At 38.5% G+C, this 17,164-nt stretch carries 28 protein-coding genes and 1 pseudogene; 2 read left to right on the top strand and 27 right to left on the bottom strand.

Going from position 1 to position 17,164, the window contains the following annotated elements:
- Window positions 1–465: 465 nt before the first annotated feature.
- From FYJ57_RS13555 to FYJ57_RS13445, 26 genes and pseudogenes are all read right to left on the bottom strand, one after another.
- A complete protein-coding gene (locus tag FYJ57_RS13555; protein ID WP_154433071.1) occupies window positions 466–882 on the bottom strand; it encodes a hypothetical protein in 417 nt (138 codons plus the stop codon).
- A gap of 22 nt (window positions 883–904) precedes the next feature.
- The gene (locus tag FYJ57_RS13550) at window positions 905–1,120 is read right to left on the bottom strand and encodes a hypothetical protein (RefSeq protein ID WP_154433070.1); all 216 of its coding nucleotides are present in this window, start codon (window positions 1,118–1,120) and stop codon (window positions 905–907) included.
- Between the two features lie 38 nt (window positions 1,121–1,158).
- Window positions 1,159–1,287: a hypothetical protein gene (locus tag FYJ57_RS15670; protein ID WP_262525290.1), complete on the bottom strand. Its 129-nt coding sequence runs from the start codon at window positions 1,285–1,287 to the stop codon at window positions 1,159–1,161.
- 170 nt (window positions 1,288–1,457) lie between these two features.
- Window positions 1,458–1,583: a hypothetical protein gene (locus FYJ57_RS13545; protein ID WP_331466670.1), complete on the bottom strand. Its 126-nt coding sequence runs from the start codon at window positions 1,581–1,583 to the stop codon at window positions 1,458–1,460.
- Window positions 1,584–1,645: 62 nt separating this feature from the next.
- Complete coding sequence (locus FYJ57_RS13540; protein ID WP_154433069.1) at window positions 1,646–1,825, bottom strand: hypothetical protein; 180 nt, start codon at window positions 1,823–1,825, stop codon at window positions 1,646–1,648.
- Window positions 1,826–1,927: 102 nt separating this feature from the next.
- Complete coding sequence (locus tag FYJ57_RS13535) at window positions 1,928–2,332, bottom strand: arsenate reductase ArsC (RefSeq protein WP_154433068.1); 405 nt, start codon at window positions 2,330–2,332, stop codon at window positions 1,928–1,930.
- Window positions 2,325–3,014, bottom strand: a complete 690-nt coding sequence (locus FYJ57_RS13530; protein ID WP_205839995.1) for a DUF5714 domain-containing protein — start codon at window positions 3,012–3,014, stop codon at window positions 2,325–2,327. Before FYJ57_RS13530 ends, FYJ57_RS13535 begins: the two co-directional genes overlap by 8 nt.
- Before the next feature lie 3 nt (window positions 3,015–3,017).
- A complete protein-coding gene (locus tag FYJ57_RS13525) occupies window positions 3,018–3,287 on the bottom strand; it encodes an ArsR/SmtB family transcription factor (RefSeq protein ID WP_154433067.1) in 270 nt (89 codons plus the stop codon).
- A gap of 151 nt (window positions 3,288–3,438) precedes the next feature.
- On the bottom strand, window positions 3,439–3,618 hold the full coding sequence (locus FYJ57_RS13520) for a hypothetical protein (protein WP_205839994.1): 180 nt from the start codon (window positions 3,616–3,618) through the stop codon (window positions 3,439–3,441).
- A gap of 73 nt (window positions 3,619–3,691) precedes the next feature.
- A complete protein-coding gene (locus FYJ57_RS13515) occupies window positions 3,692–4,105 on the bottom strand; it encodes a hypothetical protein (protein ID WP_154433066.1) in 414 nt (137 codons plus the stop codon).
- Window positions 4,106–4,120: 15 nt separating this feature from the next.
- Window positions 4,121–5,647, bottom strand: a complete 1,527-nt coding sequence (locus FYJ57_RS13510) for a Y-family DNA polymerase (RefSeq protein WP_154433073.1) — start codon at window positions 5,645–5,647, stop codon at window positions 4,121–4,123.
- A gap of 42 nt (window positions 5,648–5,689) precedes the next feature.
- Window positions 5,690–5,824: a hypothetical protein gene (locus FYJ57_RS16610; RefSeq protein ID WP_408636485.1), complete on the bottom strand. Its 135-nt coding sequence runs from the start codon at window positions 5,822–5,824 to the stop codon at window positions 5,690–5,692.
- A gap of 54 nt (window positions 5,825–5,878) precedes the next feature.
- Window positions 5,879–6,220, bottom strand: a complete 342-nt coding sequence (locus tag FYJ57_RS13505; protein WP_118039893.1) for an arsenate reductase family protein — start codon at window positions 6,218–6,220, stop codon at window positions 5,879–5,881.
- A 1-nt stretch (window position 6,221) separates the two neighbouring features.
- Window positions 6,222–6,729 (bottom strand): annotated as a pseudogene (locus FYJ57_RS16390) (YaiI/YqxD family protein).
- A 10-nt stretch (window positions 6,730–6,739) separates the two neighbouring features.
- The gene (locus tag FYJ57_RS13495) at window positions 6,740–7,108 is read right to left on the bottom strand and encodes a VOC family protein (protein WP_154433065.1); all 369 of its coding nucleotides are present in this window, start codon (window positions 7,106–7,108) and stop codon (window positions 6,740–6,742) included.
- 43 nt (window positions 7,109–7,151) lie between these two features.
- Window positions 7,152–7,370 carry an aspartate dehydrogenase gene (locus FYJ57_RS13490; RefSeq protein ID WP_154433064.1) on the bottom strand — a complete coding sequence of 73 codons (219 nt, stop codon included), beginning with the start codon at window positions 7,368–7,370 and terminating at the stop codon, window positions 7,152–7,154.
- Between the two features lie 41 nt (window positions 7,371–7,411).
- A complete protein-coding gene (locus FYJ57_RS15160) occupies window positions 7,412–7,576 on the bottom strand; it encodes a hypothetical protein (protein WP_205839996.1) in 165 nt (54 codons plus the stop codon).
- A gap of 138 nt (window positions 7,577–7,714) precedes the next feature.
- Window positions 7,715–8,032, bottom strand: coding sequence for a DUF4143 domain-containing protein (locus FYJ57_RS13485; RefSeq protein WP_235904587.1), 318 nt, complete (start codon window positions 8,030–8,032; stop codon window positions 7,715–7,717).
- 102 nt (window positions 8,033–8,134) lie between these two features.
- Window positions 8,135–8,320, bottom strand: coding sequence for a helix-turn-helix domain-containing protein (locus FYJ57_RS13480; protein ID WP_154433063.1), 186 nt, complete (start codon window positions 8,318–8,320; stop codon window positions 8,135–8,137).
- A gap of 474 nt (window positions 8,321–8,794) precedes the next feature.
- Window positions 8,795–9,673, bottom strand: coding sequence for a DUF445 domain-containing protein (locus FYJ57_RS13475; RefSeq protein WP_154433062.1), 879 nt, complete (start codon window positions 9,671–9,673; stop codon window positions 8,795–8,797).
- Entirely contained in the window at window positions 9,667–10,998 is a 1,332-nt protein-coding gene (locus tag FYJ57_RS13470) for a citrate/2-methylcitrate synthase (RefSeq protein ID WP_154433072.1), read from the bottom strand. Before FYJ57_RS13470 ends, FYJ57_RS13475 begins: the two co-directional genes overlap by 7 nt.
- Window positions 10,982–11,509 carry a winged helix DNA-binding protein gene (locus FYJ57_RS13465; RefSeq protein ID WP_154433061.1) on the bottom strand — a complete coding sequence of 176 codons (528 nt, stop codon included), beginning with the start codon at window positions 11,507–11,509 and terminating at the stop codon, window positions 10,982–10,984. The genes FYJ57_RS13470 and FYJ57_RS13465 overlap by 17 nt, the downstream gene beginning before the upstream one ends.
- Window positions 11,510–11,560: 51 nt before the next feature.
- Window positions 11,561–12,064: a flavodoxin family protein gene (locus FYJ57_RS13460; protein ID WP_205839993.1), complete on the bottom strand. Its 504-nt coding sequence runs from the start codon at window positions 12,062–12,064 to the stop codon at window positions 11,561–11,563.
- Between the two features lie 108 nt (window positions 12,065–12,172).
- The gene (gene groL, locus FYJ57_RS13455) at window positions 12,173–13,786 is read right to left on the bottom strand and encodes a chaperonin GroEL (protein WP_154433059.1); all 1,614 of its coding nucleotides are present in this window, start codon (window positions 13,784–13,786) and stop codon (window positions 12,173–12,175) included.
- Window positions 13,787–13,814: 28 nt separating this feature from the next.
- The gene (locus tag FYJ57_RS13450) at window positions 13,815–14,099 is read right to left on the bottom strand and encodes a co-chaperone GroES (RefSeq protein WP_154433058.1); all 285 of its coding nucleotides are present in this window, start codon (window positions 14,097–14,099) and stop codon (window positions 13,815–13,817) included.
- A gap of 211 nt (window positions 14,100–14,310) precedes the next feature.
- Window positions 14,311–14,742 carry a MarR family winged helix-turn-helix transcriptional regulator gene (locus tag FYJ57_RS13445; RefSeq protein ID WP_154433057.1) on the bottom strand — a complete coding sequence of 144 codons (432 nt, stop codon included), beginning with the start codon at window positions 14,740–14,742 and terminating at the stop codon, window positions 14,311–14,313.
- A gap of 340 nt (window positions 14,743–15,082) precedes the next feature.
- Between FYJ57_RS13445 and FYJ57_RS13440 the strand changes: the two genes are divergently transcribed.
- Window positions 15,083–15,523: an Hsp20/alpha crystallin family protein gene (locus tag FYJ57_RS13440; protein ID WP_154433056.1), complete on the top strand. Its 441-nt coding sequence runs from the start codon at window positions 15,083–15,085 to the stop codon at window positions 15,521–15,523.
- A gap of 72 nt (window positions 15,524–15,595) precedes the next feature.
- The gene (locus tag FYJ57_RS13435) at window positions 15,596–16,129 is read left to right on the top strand and encodes an HdeD family acid-resistance protein (protein WP_154433055.1); all 534 of its coding nucleotides are present in this window, start codon (window positions 15,596–15,598) and stop codon (window positions 16,127–16,129) included.
- Window positions 16,130–16,543: 414 nt separating this feature from the next.
- On the opposite strand, the gene FYJ57_RS13425 is transcribed toward FYJ57_RS13435, so the two are convergent.
- Window positions 16,544–17,062: a phospholipase D-like domain-containing protein gene (locus FYJ57_RS13425; RefSeq protein WP_154433054.1), complete on the bottom strand. Its 519-nt coding sequence runs from the start codon at window positions 17,060–17,062 to the stop codon at window positions 16,544–16,546.
- Between the last annotated feature and the right edge of the window lie 102 nt (window positions 17,063–17,164).

Genomic DNA, 17,164 nt, shown 5'->3' with positions numbered 1-17,164 from the left:
TATCGAAACTGGGATCAAGTGTTGAATCAGTTGATTGTCCTATATGGAGAACGGCTTACCAACTATCTGTAGAGAAAAGAAAAGCAGGAATGGATTTGCTCCAAAGCTGACCATTCCCGCTTCCTTTCTATTCCGTCGGCATCTGTATTATTGCCAGAATTTCCCTACTCTATTCCAGAGGTCGGGTGTGGGCAGCGCCCACGAAAAAAGCAATCAATACAATGTCTTATTTGTTATGCAAAAAAATCAAAACGGATGTATAAAATCTTATCAGATGGTTATACTATAAATAGAAAGATAAATTCGACAACAACATAATCATAAATTCGACAGCAAAACCTTACATATCTATTTCTTATCAGAAAGATTCACTTTCCAAAGACACAAGATTTTTTACAGCCTCATTAAAATAATCCATAATGCCAAGAAAGGCAATGAACCATTTCTGACTCATTGCCTTTTCCTTTACATACGCTGTAATTGATTGACTATACTTTCTGTTCTTCGAATTGCTTCTTCTACCTGTCTTTTTGCATTATTGATTCGATCCTGGACCACCCAGTCCACAACAAAGCCATCAAAGAAATAATCCGCAAAAGAAAGGAAATCTCCAGTATCGATATTCAAGTTACATGCCATATTTACATCATTTAATTTCCTGCTGAAATTACGGAGATCATACTTTGCCTGCTCCATATTCTGCTTCGCCTGATCCATTTTAGAATGTTTTAACATCGTAGTGAAAAAGCCACCACCAAACATATCTACCAGTCCCCAGTTCTTTGCACTGTTTAGATTTTCTTTTGCTGTCTGAAGACTGTTCAAAGCCCTACGCCCAGCTTCAATTGCTTCTCTTTTTTCTTTTTCAATATCATATCCCATTCGTTTTCTTCCTCCTGATCGATTATGAGTGTGACGTCACCAATGCTATAATGCCACCGACAATCAACAATGGAAAAGCAATGTACATCAGTCCACCTATAACCATACCAATCAATATCAGCGGGAAGAAAATAACTGTTAAAAGTAGTTTCATAATTCCCCAGGATGCTCTTAACCCAAAAACAAAAAATTTTCCTACAAACCAAATCATACAAATTGCAAATAATAACGATAACATTTTTTACTCCTTCTGAAACTCATTCTGATATGTGTCTTTCATTTTTTCTGTTCTTTTTCTGATAAATATTCAGATGTGTTCTTTATTCCAAGCTTATTATTGAATGCCGGATTTTTCTCCATCTTTTCTATAATCCGGATTAATCGAATTCTCTGTGCTGCTTCCATCTGATCACCCCATCTATATTCTGTTTTTTGTTGATATTGTCACTATAACAAATTTATTTTTCACAATACACATCTACCATGAGGAATTGCATCTTTATATTTCTCGAATTTTGAGAATTCTGTCTTTATATTTTCTCTGCATGAATTGTTTTTTATCTATGCTGACTCTTTTATAATAAGCATATGCTTTTACTCTCTGATGACTTCATAAGTCCAGCTTTTACAACCGCATATCCCATAAGCATGATCGCAAAAAGCTTTGCAATCTCTTCCATTAATAATAAACTGATTTGCATATTTCGTCCCTTCTTTTCTGATGTCTACTGTCAGTAATTATAGCACGTCGTCTACATTATGCTTAACAAACTTTGTGAACTTTCCGGATCATTTTTGTATCATCCGAGAAACCAATGTCTATAAAATTCGCATAGTCTTCTTTGTTTTCCACAGAATGAGCAAAGTAATCATAGAGATACTTCTCACATACACCAATCATACTGCAACAGAGCATCAACACGATCAGCTTCCAGGTTTTCATTTTGTAAATCACCTCTTTTCAGAAATAGAAAAAGTGATGACCACATTGATCACCACCTTAACCATCTGTATTTTCTAATGTTTGCTCACGCAAAACTCCACTTTAACTTTCACTCAACATTTTCTTTAGCTCCATGATATTCTCCTCAATCCGCTGTATCACAGCCTTGAAATCATCATCTGATTTCCCCGTTGGATCATCAAGTCCCCAGTTATCATCAAACGCCCTTCCAATAAAAGGACATCCCACATTGCATCCCATGGATATTGCAATATCAACATCTGGGATATCAGTAATCAGCTTACTGTGCTGACCATTTGCTTCCATGTCTATTCCATAAATCTCTTTCATGATACGAACGGCATCCTGATTAATCTGAGGCTTTGTCTCTGTTCCGGCCGAATAGCTTTCAAATATATCTGATGCCAGATGTTTTCCCAATGCCTCTGCTATCTGACTACGGCAGGAATTATGAACACAGATAAATGCGACTTTTTTCTTATTCATGAAATGGGCACCTCTCCTTAATACATTGGTTGTTCTTATCAGAATGAATGCACTTTATAACAGGCTTTTCCATTTGTATATTAAAATTCTCTGCCACATAGTCAATCGCTGAGATTATGGCCATATAAGAATCTCTTTTACAACATCTTGGTCCACCAATGCTCCCGATTGCGTCAAGTGCCTTGGAAGTCATTTTATTAGCCAGACTCCAAGGTTCATTTTTAAGTGGAGTCGCTCCTGAAATTATTGATATAAACATTCCTGTACTAATTCCAGCACCACAAGCACCCCAAAATCCACATGCCCCGCCTGGAACAGCTTTTCCTCTATTCATCATTTCAAGCAGAGCTACTGGCAAATCAATCTCACCACCTGCATTTTTATATGCGGTAAGAAGCGCTGAACCAACCATAACATGATGCTCTGGTCCATGCATATGGCAGAATGGCTGTTCCATCATTTTTCTTATAATTTCTATCGGATTCTTAGATGTTTCACTAAGACATATTTCTATAATTACATCCATTCCTTTTGTATGGCATTCATTACATACATAATGGCCCTGCTCGCATCTAGTCTTGCTTAATTCCTTTTTATGGCATAACACGCACTCCATCATTTCATCTTTTTCAAGATATATAAGTGGTGCTTTACATATAATACATTCTTCTTTCATTTCCATTTCCTACCTTCCCAAAGCTTCAACAAATGAACTTGCCTCTCTTATTACTTTTTTATTCAGAGAATAATGATGCCACTTGCCTTCCTTACGATCATTTACAAGCCCACAGTCGACCAATATTTTCATGTGATGTGATAAAGTAGGCTGCGTGATATTGAATTTATCCAGAATCTTACATCCACATTTTTCTCCGTCTGACAGCATCTGAACAATCTCCAGCCTTTTTGTATCCGATAATGCTTTGCATATTAGTATCATATCTCTTGTATTCATTTTTGCCACCTCACATAGACATTTGTCTATGTATTAAATTATCATACGCATAGATACTTGTCAATGTGCATTCATTAAATACGGACATATCCCCTTAACTGGCACCAATATAATAGCCTGGGCATTTGCCTTTCTTCTGCTGGACATACAGTCAGAATTTTTCAAGAATCTCCATCTCTGTATAAATTGTTCTTCGGTCCGTACTGATCCCATATTCCTGATCCAGAATTGTGCACAACTCCGATGCATTTAACATGTGTTCATCATCGGTACGTTCCAGCAGGATTTCCATCAGATATAACGTACGGAGCTTCTGATCAAAAGAAGCCATCGTGGTCACCTCCACTTTTTGTCTCAACTTTTTCTAGTGAAACATTCTATATTCTCTGCATCTGTTTTTACATTTACCACTCTTCACATTTAATATCACTTATCTGTTCGATTGGAATGACCGTTTGATCTGTCATGATTATGGTATGCTCATATTCATCTATCTTTTTTACAATACCAGAATACGTAACATAGGATCCGCCGGCTTTTTTTGCATCGGGAATAAAATAAGTTATCGATACCTTCTGTTCTATACCGATATTATTTCTGATTATATTGATTTTTTCGTTCAGCTGAGCAATCACTTCCTCACTCAGTTCCAATCTTTCATCGGTTAATCTTGCTGTTTCTTTTATCGCAGCATCATGCCCGGTCAAGGCTGCAAAAGGAGCAAACTGCGCTGCCCGATCCCGAAGTGGCATTTGCGGATGATTCTTAGAGACCGGATGTGGCAAATTGATGATATCTTCATAAGAATTATTTTTCATCTTCTTCCAACTCCTTTACGCCTTATGTCCACCAATTTGTTCATTTCTGTCCTTGGCGGTTGCACCTTTCTGAAGATTCATTCCCTTCAGTACAGCGTTTTTCCCAAATTTCTTTTTGATACAGAGCATTGCTTCCTGCATACGTTTTTCGCGATCCAGCGCAGCCTCTTCCTCTTCCTGCTTTTTCCTTTGCGCCTCATAATCCGCAAAAAGATCCAGCTGCTCATACACTTCTTCTTTCTTTACAGAATTTTCATCCACAAGCCTGTTCGCTGTGATATTGATTCTTCTGATAAGCAGGTTTCTGTCAACGATTCTGTCATATAGCTCTATTACTGCATCCGTTATCAGTTTTGTTGAGGACGTCTGCCGTTTCAGATTGGTCGTTCCATGTGCGTGTTTCGGAATTCTTCTTCCATAACGGTCGATAGTAATCTCTCCATGGTATTTCTTTCTCCGGTCAGGATTGTTCAGATTCTCAATATCATAACCAACTGTCAACACGATCTGATCCGTCACAAGCTTCTTATCCACCAAACCCAAAACCATCTGGTCCGTCATCTCTTTGACGACTAATTTTGCTTTTTCAAAGTCATAGGGACAATGAAGTACCTGCCCGGAACAAACACTGTTCGTTTCCGGTTTATAAGCCTTGATCATTTCCATAGTACAGGGCTCATATCCCCAGGCATGATCGATCAGCAGCTCTGCATTAACGCCAAACAGCTTATATAACAGATCTTCGTTGTATAATTCATTCTCTTTTCCGATGGAACATCTTGCAATATCGCCCATTGTATAAAGCCCGTATTCTTCCAGCTTCTTTGCATATCCCTTTCCGATTCTCCAGAAATCAGTAAGTGGTCTGTGGCTCCAGAGTTTCCTTCGGTATGACATTTCATCCAGCTCCGCAATTCGTACACCATCTTTATCTGCTTTAATGTGCTTCGCCACAATATCCATCGCAATCTTACACAGATACATATTTGTTCCGATTCCTGCAGTTGCTGTTATACCTGTCGTTTTCAGCACATCCTGTATCATGGTCATGGCAAGTTCTCTTGCTGTCATATTATAGGTATGCAGATAATCCGTTACATCCATAAATACTTCGTCGATCGAATAAGGGAAAATATCTTCCGGCGCAATATATTTCAGATATATTCTGTAAATTCTGGTGCTGTATTCCAGATAGAGAGCCATCCGGGGTGGAGCAACAATATAATCAATTTCCAGTGCAGGATTGCTATTTAATTCTGTACTGTCATCAGAAGAACCACTAAATCTTCTGTTCGGTGCTTTCCACCTGCGGGCGCTGTTGGCTTCTTTTACTTTTTGAACAACCTCAAATAAACGAGCCCTTCCGGGTATCCCATAACACTTTAATGCTGGAGATACCGCAAGACAGATCGTTTTTTCTGTTCTGCTTTTATCTGCAACCACAAGATTGGTTGTCAAAGGATCCCGATTTCGTTCTTTACATTCCACAGACGCATAGAATGACTTAAGATCTATTGCAATATAGGTCCTTTCCTTTTCCATCATTCTACACCTCCCGATTCTCCTGTCTTCTGTTTCTAATTCTTATTTATCCTGACCGGAAATCTTTCTCATCATAACAATCCGCTCAAGTATTTCCTGCCTGAATTTTTCAACATCATTCGTCCGCTTGCGCACACCTGCTGTCGCAGCATGTCCACCTCCGCCAAATACCTGCAGAAGTTCATTTACATTGATCCATTTTCCATCAGACCGGAAGGAACAACGCCACTCTTACTTCCACGCCTTCCAGATATCCGGCTGATATCCAAGAGTGGATTGTTTTCCATTACGAACCACCGGTGTCTTAATCACCTGCGGGTTTTCCAGCACCTTCTCAAGTTTATCTTCCTCTGCAATGTACTTAATGAGCGCAAGCAGATCCTTATCCTTGCCCTCCCAGTTGATCATATTTTCCAGTCCGCCATTTGCCTGGGCAACTGAATTAAATTCGCCTTTACTCATGCCCTTTTCTTTCATATCAATAAACTGAAACTTAATCCCACGTTCTTTAAAGAAACGCTCTGCTTTCTTTGTATCATTGCACTTCTTTGTTCCAAAAATCTGTATATTCAAATTAATTCTCCTTGTCCATCGCCATATGTATCATTTTTTCAAAAGACGCTCTGAAATGCTCATCATCTTCTGCTGTTCGTTTTCGTGGTCCTTTTAAATGATTCTTTCCGGATACCCTTCGTGCTTTCTTATTCAAGTGACGCTCCATAAGCATCTGGTCAATATTCTCATTCGTATACCATTTCCCGGATTGATGAATCGCATATGGTCTACGCTCCGCTTCGGTCGGCTCAAATCCAAGGTCCACTGGACCTTGTGAGCCCTTTTCCTAATGCCATTGCAGCCACACCGTAGTCCTGTGATACAACAATATCGCCTTTATGACAAATACTGATCAGTTTATAATCCACTGCATCTGCTCCGGCTCCAACTACAATCACCTCACTGTAATCCGAAGACAACACATGATTGGTATCACACAACAACGTTACAGGAACACTGTGCTCTTTTGCAACTTCTTCAACAATACCAACTACCGGACAGGCATCTGCATCAACAAAAATCTGCATATCTTCTCCCTTAATTACACATAAACGGAGTGCGAACCTCGATGAGATTACCACTCGGATCATACAGTCTTACAAGCTTCTGCCCACCTGCAAGTTCTGTTAATTCAGTGGCATATCGGACGAAATACTTACCAGATTCGTACTTTGCAAGCAATCCATCTATATCAAAATCCTCGAAATACAATTCCATCATGTTATTGAATGGCGTAGAAGTTTCATTCAATGTTTTCCCCCATACGTCGGCGTCCTGCAAAACAAGTCCCTCCGATAAGATCACATTACCTTCATTCTGAAGAATCACTTGCAGCCCAAATAAGTCCTTATAAAACTCTATAGATTTTTCTATATCATCTACCACAATCAGTACGTTTTTCAGCATATCCGTCACCTCACAATCCGCTCTGTTACTTCTTCTGTAATGTCTAATATTCTTTTGCAATTTCCTCTGTTATCTCATATATCTCTTTGAATCTTTCTAGGTCCTCCGGCGACCTGATCAGCATGATCTCCTCGATTTTTCCGGTCCGTATGTCTTTGAACCCTGCTACTTTTTCTCCGGTACAAATGCTTACACGAATAACAGGTTTCATATGTTCTCGGTCATATGTTTTTTTCACGATTTTCTTTTTGAATAATCCCATGCTACCTCCCCATCTCCGAATATCTTCGACAACAAGATCAACTATTTAATTCCTGGAACATTTTTCTGCATCAATCCAAGTACAAACATCAGCGCATCCAACGCATTTCCTGGATCCTGCACATCAATGACATAAGTATCTGACATCTCTCGATTAACTTCTTCTGCATTTAACATTCTATATTTCAATAAAATATCATTTTTCATTCTGAAAACTCCTATCTGAATTCCGATTTGTTTATTGTCCTTTTATAACGGTTGACCAATTGTTTTCAATAGTCTTTATATTCATTCCTTTTGAAACTTGGTGCTAAGCATAACACCCAACACTAAGTTTGTCTACAGTTATTCTGATACTTTATCAAAGAAAGCGATCATATAGAGCGGTAATGTGATTATTCCCTCTTCGCTGGTTCCTACATTCCCATCTATGAACTTGTATCCATAACTTATATCTTTATTATTTTTCATGATTGACTTTAGTGAATTTGCACGTGTATTTCCACTCTTGACATCAATAGGAACTACTTTTCCATCTTTTTGAATGATTACATCAATTTCTTTTTTCGTTGTCTCATTTTTATAGAAATATAACTGATATCCCTTCTTATGAAGAGCATCTGCTACAGCACATTCAAATATTCCTCCTTCTTCCCATACCATACCGCACTTTTTCAAAAAAATTTAGGGTGCTGAATGCCAGTGGCATTCGTTTAGCACCGACCGAAGCGGAGCGGAGAGTCGATTTTTCATCCGGATAGGAGATTAGTTGGAAGATTCCGGCAGCTTATCCAGCCAGTCATCAAAGCTCTTTTGGGAAATACAGTACTTTCCGCCATCCAGCTGGATCCACCGGAACTCATTTTTCTTCAGAAGGTTATATATTGTCGGTCTGCTGACTCCAAAAATTTCCTGTAACTCTTTTACTGTATAACATCTTTTCTCTGACATATGTCATTACCTCACATTTCATTATTTTGGAGGCGACATGCCAAATACTCCCGCAAGTGACGGGGCATTTGGCTCTCGCGGCAGTCGCCAAATGGGCATGCAAGCATGTCCGCTTGGCCCGTTGCTCGCGGATATAAATGTCCCTCTATATATCCAAAGTTTCAGAGGGGCTTATACAACATGTTTCAGTTAAAAAAAGTCAAGATGAGAAAAATGGGCAAAAGAAAACCTCCGTATGAATCGAATCATACGAAGGTAACATGTTCTCATTATGTTGTATTTATTCCATGATATTGTCATTTTAAGAAACAGATAAACTGGAGGTTATCTCTTACAAACAGTGTTCATCAATACAATCACAACTACACAGTAAATTCCTGTTGTCCTCTTGTCCTATTTGTGCTATATCATATATATCTTTTCATTCATCCATGAAAACTTAGTTTACAATCATTATCTTCTTTACATAAGAAATTATATAATAATATTTAAAACTCCTAAAACTGCACCTACTAAAGCCCCAAGATTTACAATTGTATCCAATTCTTTTTTCATCACAGTCAGCACCAGTTTCTCCAGACTATCTACATTCATAGCATTGATTTTATCTTCGATAATTTCTGCAATATTCAAATTACCGATCAGCTTTCCGATGACAGAATCAATTGCTTTGTGATAAAAATCTGCTACTATTTTTCGAACGGCTCCTTCCGAAATATTCATATGGTTACAGAGATCTATGACAGATTGTTCTCCTAACGTATCAATTTTAGTTTCCAGTTCTTCCTTTATAAAATCTGGTCCTTTTTCATTAATATACTTTACTATTTCTCCTCCAACAGGCTGTATCAGGGAATTAAGCATTTCATCATTCAGAAACATTTCCAACATGGAGCCCTTTGTTTTGGCTTTAACAGCTTTTCCGGCTTCCTGAACAATAAGATTATCCAGATTCATATGTTGAACAGAATCAAGGATCTGGCTGGACAGTTCAGAAATCAATCTGTTTTTTATCTCTTCATAATTCAACTCGGACGAACATACTTTTGAAACACAGGTATGAAGATCAACAGATAATCCCTGAACAATCTGATCCACAACAGCATTTTCTGTTTCCAAAGAAATCATTTTCTGTTTAATATCATCTTCCGTTAGAAGATCGTCCGCCACAATACTTCCGATTGCTCTGGCAAGCCTTGGCTTTCCTTTAGGAATTGCCCCCGGAGTAAAAGGAAGTTTTCGTCCAAAGATTCTGACTTCCTGTTTAGGATAAAACAGCATTTTGACAGCGATATAATTAGTACAGTATCCAATCAATGCCCCTATAATGGGTCCTGCCAGTTTTTCTAACATTTTTCTTTTTCCTCCATAACACTCATATAAGCCGGACGGATAATCTTATCTGTGCAGATCAGTTCTTCCATACGATGCGCACTCCACCCGACTACCCTCGCTACTGCAAAAATCGCAGTATATAATTCACGTGGAATGCCTAGCATGTCATATACAAATCCGCTGTAAAAGTCCACATTCGGGCTCACTCGTTTTATAGTATTTCTGTTTTCTGCAATCAGTTTAGGTGCAATCACTTCAACATTCTCATAGAGCTGGAGATCTCTCTCCCGGCCTTTCTCTCTTGCCAGCGCTTCCACATATTTTTTAAATACTCTTTCTCTTGGATCCGACAATGTATACACCGCATGTCCCATTCCGTAAATCAACCCTTTTTTGTCAAATACCTGTTTGTCAATTATCTTCATAAGATATGCTGATATTTCTTCTTTATCAGAAAAATCCTTTACATTTTCCCGTATATTATCCATCATCTCCACAACTTTTATGTTTGCGCCGCCATGCTTCGATCCCTTCAAAGATGACATAGCGGCAGCAATTGTTGAATATGTATCTGAACCGGAAGAGGTCACCACTCTGGTTGTAAAAGTAGAATTATTTCCGCCGCCATGTTCCATATGAAGAATCAATGAAGTATCCAGAACTTTCGCTTCAACCGGTGTGTATTTCTGATCATGCCTGAGCATCATTAGAAGATTCTCAGCTGTAGACAGTTTCGGATCCGGATTATGGATATACATACTCTGGTTTTTTTCGTAATGATTATAGGCATGATATGCATATACAGCAAGGAGTGGAAATTCACTAATCAGTTGGATGCACTGCCGCAACGAATTACTGACGCTGATGTCTTTTGCCTTTTTATCATAAGCAGCCAGTGTCAGAATACTTCTTGTCATTGAATTCATAATATCCTCAGATGGTGCCTTCATAATAACATCTCTGGTAAAGTTCGTTGGAAGCGTTCTGCATGTGCCAATCACTTCCCGGAACTTTTTTTCTTCATCTTCTGAAGGCAATTCCCCCATCAACAGAAGATAAGCGATCTTTTCAAAACCAAGCTGTTCTTCTCCAAGATTGCCAATCAATTTTTCTACCTTATATCCACGATACCACAATTCCCCGTCACAAGGTACTTTTTCTCCATCTTTCACACATGATGATACAATACGGGAAATCTTAGTCAAACCGGTAAGCACACCTTTTCCATTTTCATCCCGCAGCCCCCGGTTAACACCAAACTCTTCATACAATCTAGGATCAATATGATCATTTTTCCGGCAGATAGCTTCATTCTGCACAGCATAATCATTCATCCGCTTCATCAGCTCTCCCATACGAATCGACCTCTCCCATCCCTTTTATTTCGCTGCACATCAGGTTATCCAGTTGTTTCATCATTTTTAATAACATGATCAAATTATCTTTTCCGAATTTGTTGATCACTTTTCCATAACATTCTCTCAGAATCATTTCCTGACCCTTAAACAGTTTCTGTCCCGTTTCTGTAACAGTCACATATGTTCCTTCACTTCCGCTTCCTTCATAAGACCACAGTACCAGTCCACGATCTTTCAGCTTTTCTACCATTTTTGATGTCTGCCGTATTGTCAGCTGCATCTTTTCTGATAAATCCTTTAAATACGTTCTCCCATTATTATTCGGAGAATTTTCTCTCTCAGATTCTATAGTATACAAAGCAATATACTCCTGAAGTGTCATTTTACGAAACAGTTCCTGTATTTTTCCTTTGTTCATCAGATACCGACGATAGGTTAATTCATTTGTAAACTTTCTGATTTCATTTGCATTCAATATTTCTCTCTGCTCTGGCATCTTCAACCGCTCCTCTCTTTTTATTTACATCAATACATGTTATTTTCTTATTTAATCCCCAATTTCTGCCTGAATTTTAATGGCAAAATCAACCGCATTTTCCAGATCTTCTTCATCCGGATGGGTATTTCCCAGTCGAAACATCTGCTGCATCTCTTTTTCTTTACTTGGCATCTGGCTGATCATAATTTTCCTTCTATCTGACTCCACATTCCCCTGACAGAGAAACATTCCCAGATACTCTCCCTCGTCCGGGTACCAGACTTCAAGATTTTTTTCAAGCTTTTCTTTATATTGTTCTGTCGGCACATAACCGCAGGTAACGAACACTGCATATTTTCCGCCTGTAATCTGCTCAAATACATCTGAGATATCCATGCTGCAGGAATAACCATGAATTCCAAACCCGATCAGATAGACATCCGCCGCAGGCATATCCTGCTCTGTATCAATATCTACAATTGTTTTATCCTCTGTATTTAAAGCACCATAGATCTTTTCTGCTATTAAACGTGTATTGCCACTTTTTGACTGATATATAACTGCATATTTCATAATGAACCTCATTTCGTATAAAAATAATAAAAGAGAACAAAAAGAGGAGATGTACCAGCCATCTCCCCATTTTGTTGCTCTCCAGTTATTTGATTTTACCTATTCACTTTAATACATTTCCGGCTGTGACTGTGGTGCAGGTGTATTATCCTTAATGTCCGCTACCGCAGCTTCTGTAGTTAGAAGTGTGGCTGCCACGCTTACCGCATTCGTTAATGCATTCTTTGTTACCTTTACCGGATCAATAATACCCTGTTTCATCATATCCACAAAGGTTTCTGATGATGCATCAAATCCCATGCCAGGTTCACTCTTCTTTACCTGATCTACGATAACAGGACCTTCCAGACCGGCATTCTCCACAATCGTATAAAGTGGTGCTTCCAATGCCTTTGCTACGATTCTGGCTCCAGTCTTCTCATCACCCTCCAGAGTTGCTAACAGTTCTTCTACTTTTTTCTGTGCATGGATATATGCAGATCCGCCGCCGCAGATAATGCCTTCCGATACGGCTGCTTTTGTTGCGTTCATGGCATCTTCCATGCGGTATTTAGCTTCCTTCATTTCTGTTTCTGTTGCCGCGCCGACACGGATTACGGCAACACCTCCACCCATCTTGGCGATACGATCCATGAGTTTCTCTTTATCAACATCTGAAGTTGTGTCAGCTATCTGTCTCTTCAGGCTGGTGATACGTGCATCAATATCTTCCTTGTTACCGGCTCCGTCTACGATCGTTGTATTTTCCTTTGTAACCTTTACAGATTTTGCACGGCCAAGCATATCCATCGTGATATCTTTCAGTTCAAGACCCAGATCCTCCATGATTACCTGACCACCGGTAAGTGTTGCGATATCTTCAAGCATTGCCTTTCTGCTGTCACCATATCCCGGTGCCTTAACAGCAACAACCTTCAAGGTGCCTCTCAGTCTGTTGACGATCAATGTGGTAAGTGCTTCTCCTTCCACATCTTCTGCTATAATCAAGAGTTCTTTTCTCTCTTTCATTACATTTTCCAAAATGGGAAGAATGTCCTGAATATTAGAAATCTTCTTATCTGTCATAAGAATATAAGGATTCTCCATGTTGGCGATCATTTTCTCTTTATCATCACACATGTATCCGGAAAGATATCCATTCTCAAACTGCATACCTTCGACCAAATCAATCTCAGTCTTCATGGTCTTAGATTCTTCAATCGTAATGACACCGTTCTCTCCGACTTTTTCCATTGCATCGGCAATCATTTCACCGACTTCTTCATTTTCGGAAGAGATTGCAGCTACTTTTGCAATATGTTCCTTACCTGTAACAGGCTGGCTCATTTCTTCAATCGCCTGCACAGCTACATCTGCTGCCGTCTTCATTCCTTTTCTTAAAACGATTGCATTTGCACCTGCTGCAATATTTTTCATTCCTTCTTTCACAAGTGCCTGTGCCAGAACTGTAGCTGTTGTTGTTCCATCTCCTGCAATGTCGTTTGTCTTGGTAGCCACTTCTTTTACAAGCTGTACACCCATGTTTTCAAAACGATCTTCCAATTCAATCTCTTTTGCAATGGTCACACCATCGTTTGTGATTAATGGTGCACCGTAAGATTTATCCAGTACAACATTTCTTCCTTTTGGTCCCAATGTTACTTTTACTGTATTTGCCAGTCTGTCTACGCCGGCTTCCATTTTTTTTCGAACATCAATATCAAAACTAATCTCTTTTGCCATGATAATTTCCTTCTTTCTACTGTTTCTATTACTCGACAATTGCCAGAATGTCATCCTGGATTACAATTTTATATTCTTCGTCGCCAATTTTTACTTCTGTGCCGCCGTATTCAGAAATAATGACTTTATCTCCTTCTTTTACCTGCATGGCAACCCTCTGTCCGTCTTTACATTTTCCCGGACCAACTGCAATTACTACAGCTTCCTGCGGTTTCTCTTTTGCGCTGTCTGGCAGAATGATTCCTGATTCTGTCTTTTCTTCAACATCCTGATACTGAAGAACTACTTTGTCACCCAATGGTTTTAATTTCATATGAATAACCTGCCTTTCTTTTGTTAGCACTCTTGCTTGTTGAGTGCCATCGTGTTTCGCAAAAAATATGTTTCTCGCGAAACATGTTTTATTTTTAAATTATTTATTTTTAAAGTATTATATCACCTGTATTTCTCTTGTCAATAGGTTTCCAAAATAATTTAAAAAAGATGCGAAGCACCTTAACCATTACTTTGCATCTTTTGATCATCTAAATTAATTCATTTATATTTTTCCTGATTTTTTCCGATACTTCCCGAAAAACCTTCAATTCTTCTTCCGACACACCTTTTAAAATCATCCCGTTCATTGCTTCCCTTCTCTTCGTCATTTCTGTTACCAGATCCTTCGCATAATCAGATATTTCATAATGAATATATCTTCTATCATTCTTATCCGGTATCGCAATAAGATAATTTCTCCTGCAGAGACTGTCAACTGCCTGCGAAATATGTCCACGGTTCATCATCAACTGATGGTGGATATCCGTAGAGGTATTATGTGTTCCGCATTTTGACAGGAAGTATAATATCTCCAGTTCTGCTCTTTTCATATCATATTTTTCTCGTAATTCAACGCTCTGTTCCTCTAACAGCTTTTTAAACTGTCCTCCCTGCAATATGATATCAATTTGTGTATCCATTTAGTTCAGCTTCTTTCAATGTTTTTTTCATTCTATCACAAGTTTAATAATTCGTCACCATTTAATTTTAAACGACTTTTTTGTTTCCTCTTAATTAATGATTAACATCTGGAATCTATTCCGCTGAATCTAATATCAGTAATTATTTTATTTCGCAAAGTTCACAAAATCTTCACACAATTATTAGCACTCTCTATTGACGAGTGCTAATTCATATGTTATATTACACATAGAACAAAGAAAGAGAATATGATTTTTCTTCCTGATATTCATAAATCAACACTTCGGGTTTCTCCGATAGTGCAAACTTTAGTTTATGTCATGAAAGGAGATATGACTTATGTTAATGCCTAGTATTTTTGGAGAAAATTTATTTGATGCTTTTATGGATGGTTTTGCTTTTCCGGACATCGATAAAAAATTGTATGGAAAACATGCTCCCCATATCATGAAGACTGATGTGAAGGAAAAAGACAACGCTTACGAAGTGGCAATTGATCTTCCTGGATTTAGGAAAGACGAGATTCAGATCCAGCTTGAAAACGGTTATGTAACTGTAAGTGCAGCAAAAGGTCTGGATAAAGATGAAAAAGATAAGGAAGGAAAATATATCCGCCGCGAGCGTTATACCGGAAATGTAAGCAGAAGCTTTTATGTAGGAAATAATGTTCAGAGAGAAGACATCCATCCGAAATTTGAAAATGGTATTCTTTCCTTTACTGTTCCAAAAGAGCAGAAGGCAGTAGAAAACAACTCACATTATATTTCCATCGAAGGTTAATCTCAAACGGGCAGGGAATAAAACCCCTGCCTGTTTTAAAAGCCAAATGCAATCGGAAAAGAGGTTTTTGATATGAGTAAAACGACATCAAGAGTATTATGGATTTTAGCCGGAATCTTTCTGATTATAACCGGGATCGGATGTTTGAGGAATCCCGGAAAAATTCTTTATGGTCTTCCCATTATCTTTGGAGTTGCCATGATGTTTTCCGGCATTATAGATATTGTGATATTTGCAGCCGGTCATGATTATATGGCAGGATCTGGCTGGTTTCTTGCTGACGGCATTCTAACCGTACTGATGTCTTTATTCATTTTGGGAAATGGATGGTTTACAGCAATGACTATTTCCTTTATTTTAGGAATGTGGCTGATTTTTTCAGGTATCACCAAACTGGTTAATTCCTTTGACCTTCAAAAACTGGGAGTAAAGGGCTGGGGCTGGTTTACAGTACTTGGAATCCTTCTGACTGTGATTGGTTTTCTGTCATTCACACATCCATTTGCAAGTATTGCAGCTATGGCCTGGGTAATCGGATTTTTCCTGATCCTACAGGGTATTGTATCTGTCATGCGTGGATGCTTTTCCAATCGCTTCTGGATGTAAAATATAACAAAAAATAACATTGCCAAGGAGGAAAAAAGGCACCTCTTCATATAGATTCGGCTGCATACAAAATTGTGTGCAGCCTTTTTTAACGAATGCCTAATTCCAAAAACAATTTGAATATTCTTGTGCGATGAAATCGCACTTCCGGAAATCTGGAAATCAGATGTCTGGGAAGTGGAAATCATCTTATGCGAGTTTACTCGCGTAATGTTTTATTGCTAACTTCCCATGTTTTTCCTACTCAAACCAAAACGCGCCATCAATCACATGCTTTCTGCCAACTGTTCCTGTGTAATATTCTTTTCTTTTCGAAGTTCTTTAAGAAAACTTCCAACTTTTTCTTGTTTCATTTTGTTCTCCCAGTTTTAGTAAACTCTCACATTCATCAATAATATTTACTATTTCTGCTTTTTATAGCAAATGTCGAAACGGAATAATTAAAATGCGCAGGATTCCATAAAAAATCCTTTTTCCTACACTCTGTTCTATTATTTGATAATTTTCTCCATCAATAATCGTTCCGTCCGGAGCAACTTGCCTACTTTTCAGTTTCAACTTCTCTGTATGTTCACGAAGAGTTTCATTGAGTTCCTTGCATTCAATAAACAGCATCATTTCTGTATCAAGATACACACTCCTCATATCAAGATTACAGGATCCTACTATACTAAGCGTATCTCCTGCCAATACAGTCTTTGTATGTAATGCCTGTGTCCCAACATATTCATACACATAACTTCCTGTTTGCCTCACATCTTTCTTCTGATTCAAATAATCCGTACATCCAAAAGGATTCGCACCACTTTCTACCGCATTGATAATCAACTCTGTTTTCACACTTCTCGAACATATCTCCTTCAAATCCCCATACATTTTCTGATTGCATATAACATAAGGGGTTTGTATGATATTGTCAATATTGGTTGACACATTTATCTCAAAGATATCACTGCCTATGCAGCCAGTCCCAGAGATTCGTAGTATCTCTGGCGCTTGATCATCGGAGGAAGCCCACCGTTAGCAGAGCAGATC

This window comes from Oliverpabstia intestinalis (genome assembly GCF_009696065.1).
Taxonomy (GTDB): Bacteria; Bacillota; Clostridia; order Lachnospirales; family Lachnospiraceae; genus Oliverpabstia; species Oliverpabstia intestinalis.
This window is presented reverse-complemented; position numbering and strand designations above follow the sequence as displayed.

Bases quoted from the DNA above. Each gene is read 5' to 3' on its own strand.
- FYJ57_RS13555 (WP_154433071.1), bottom strand. From the start codon at position 882: ATGGGATATGATATTGAAAAAGAAAAAAGAGAAGCAATTGAAGCTGGG.
- FYJ57_RS13550 (WP_154433070.1), bottom strand. From the start codon at position 1,120: ATGTTATCGTTATTATTTGCAATTTGTATGATTTGGTTTGTAGGAAAA.
- FYJ57_RS15670 (WP_262525290.1), bottom strand. From the start codon at position 1,287: ATGGAAGCAGCACAGAGAATTCGATTAATCCGGATTATAGAAAAGATG.
- FYJ57_RS13545 (WP_331466670.1), bottom strand. From the start codon at position 1,583: ATGCAAATCAGTTTATTATTAATGGAAGAGATTGCAAAGCTTTTTGCG.
- FYJ57_RS13540 (WP_154433069.1), bottom strand. From the start codon at position 1,825: ATGAAAACCTGGAAGCTGATCGTGTTGATGCTCTGTTGCAGTATGATT.
- FYJ57_RS13535 (WP_154433068.1), bottom strand. From the start codon at position 2,332: ATGAATAAGAAAAAAGTCGCATTTATCTGTGTTCATAATTCCTGCCGT.
- FYJ57_RS13530 (WP_205839995.1), bottom strand. From the start codon at position 3,014: ATGGAAATGAAAGAAGAATGTATTATATGTAAAGCACCACTTATATAT.
- FYJ57_RS13525 (WP_154433067.1), bottom strand. From the start codon at position 3,287: ATGAATACAAGAGATATGATACTAATATGCAAAGCATTATCGGATACA.
- FYJ57_RS13520 (WP_205839994.1), bottom strand. From the start codon at position 3,618: ATGGCTTCTTTTGATCAGAAGCTCCGTACGTTATATCTGATGGAAATC.
- FYJ57_RS13515 (WP_154433066.1), bottom strand. From the start codon at position 4,105: ATGAAAAATAATTCTTATGAAGATATCATCAATTTGCCACATCCGGTC.
- FYJ57_RS13510 (WP_154433073.1), bottom strand. From the start codon at position 5,647: ATGGAAAAGGAAAGGACCTATATTGCAATAGATCTTAAGTCATTCTAT.
- FYJ57_RS13495 (WP_154433065.1), bottom strand. From the start codon at position 7,108: ATGCTGAAAAACGTACTGATTGTGGTAGATGATATAGAAAAATCTATA.
- FYJ57_RS13490 (WP_154433064.1), bottom strand. From the start codon at position 7,370: ATGGGATTATTCAAAAAGAAAATCGTGAAAAAAACATATGACCGAGAA.
- FYJ57_RS15160 (WP_205839996.1), bottom strand. From the start codon at position 7,576: ATGAAAAATGATATTTTATTGAAATATAGAATGTTAAATGCAGAAGAA.
- FYJ57_RS13485 (WP_235904587.1), bottom strand. From the start codon at position 8,032: ATGGTATGGGAAGAAGGAGGAATATTTGAATGTGCTGTAGCAGATGCT.
- FYJ57_RS13480 (WP_154433063.1), bottom strand. From the start codon at position 8,320: ATGTCAGAGAAAAGATGTTATACAGTAAAAGAGTTACAGGAAATTTTT.
- FYJ57_RS13475 (WP_154433062.1), bottom strand. From the start codon at position 9,673: ATGTTAGAAAAACTGGCAGGACCCATTATAGGGGCATTGATTGGATAC.
- FYJ57_RS13470 (WP_154433072.1), bottom strand. From the start codon at position 10,998: ATGAAGCGGATGAATGATTATGCTGTGCAGAATGAAGCTATCTGCCGG.
- FYJ57_RS13465 (WP_154433061.1), bottom strand. From the start codon at position 11,509: ATGCCAGAGCAGAGAGAAATATTGAATGCAAATGAAATCAGAAAGTTT.
- FYJ57_RS13460 (WP_205839993.1), bottom strand. From the start codon at position 12,064: ATGAAATATGCAGTTATATATCAGTCAAAAAGTGGCAATACACGTTTA.
- groL (WP_154433059.1), bottom strand. From the start codon at position 13,786: ATGGCAAAAGAGATTAGTTTTGATATTGATGTTCGAAAAAAAATGGAA.
- FYJ57_RS13450 (WP_154433058.1), bottom strand. From the start codon at position 14,099: ATGAAATTAAAACCATTGGGTGACAAAGTAGTTCTTCAGTATCAGGAT.
- FYJ57_RS13445 (WP_154433057.1), bottom strand. From the start codon at position 14,742: ATGGATACACAAATTGATATCATATTGCAGGGAGGACAGTTTAAAAAG.
- FYJ57_RS13440 (WP_154433056.1), top strand. From the start codon at position 15,083: ATGTTAATGCCTAGTATTTTTGGAGAAAATTTATTTGATGCTTTTATG.
- FYJ57_RS13435 (WP_154433055.1), top strand. From the start codon at position 15,596: ATGAGTAAAACGACATCAAGAGTATTATGGATTTTAGCCGGAATCTTT.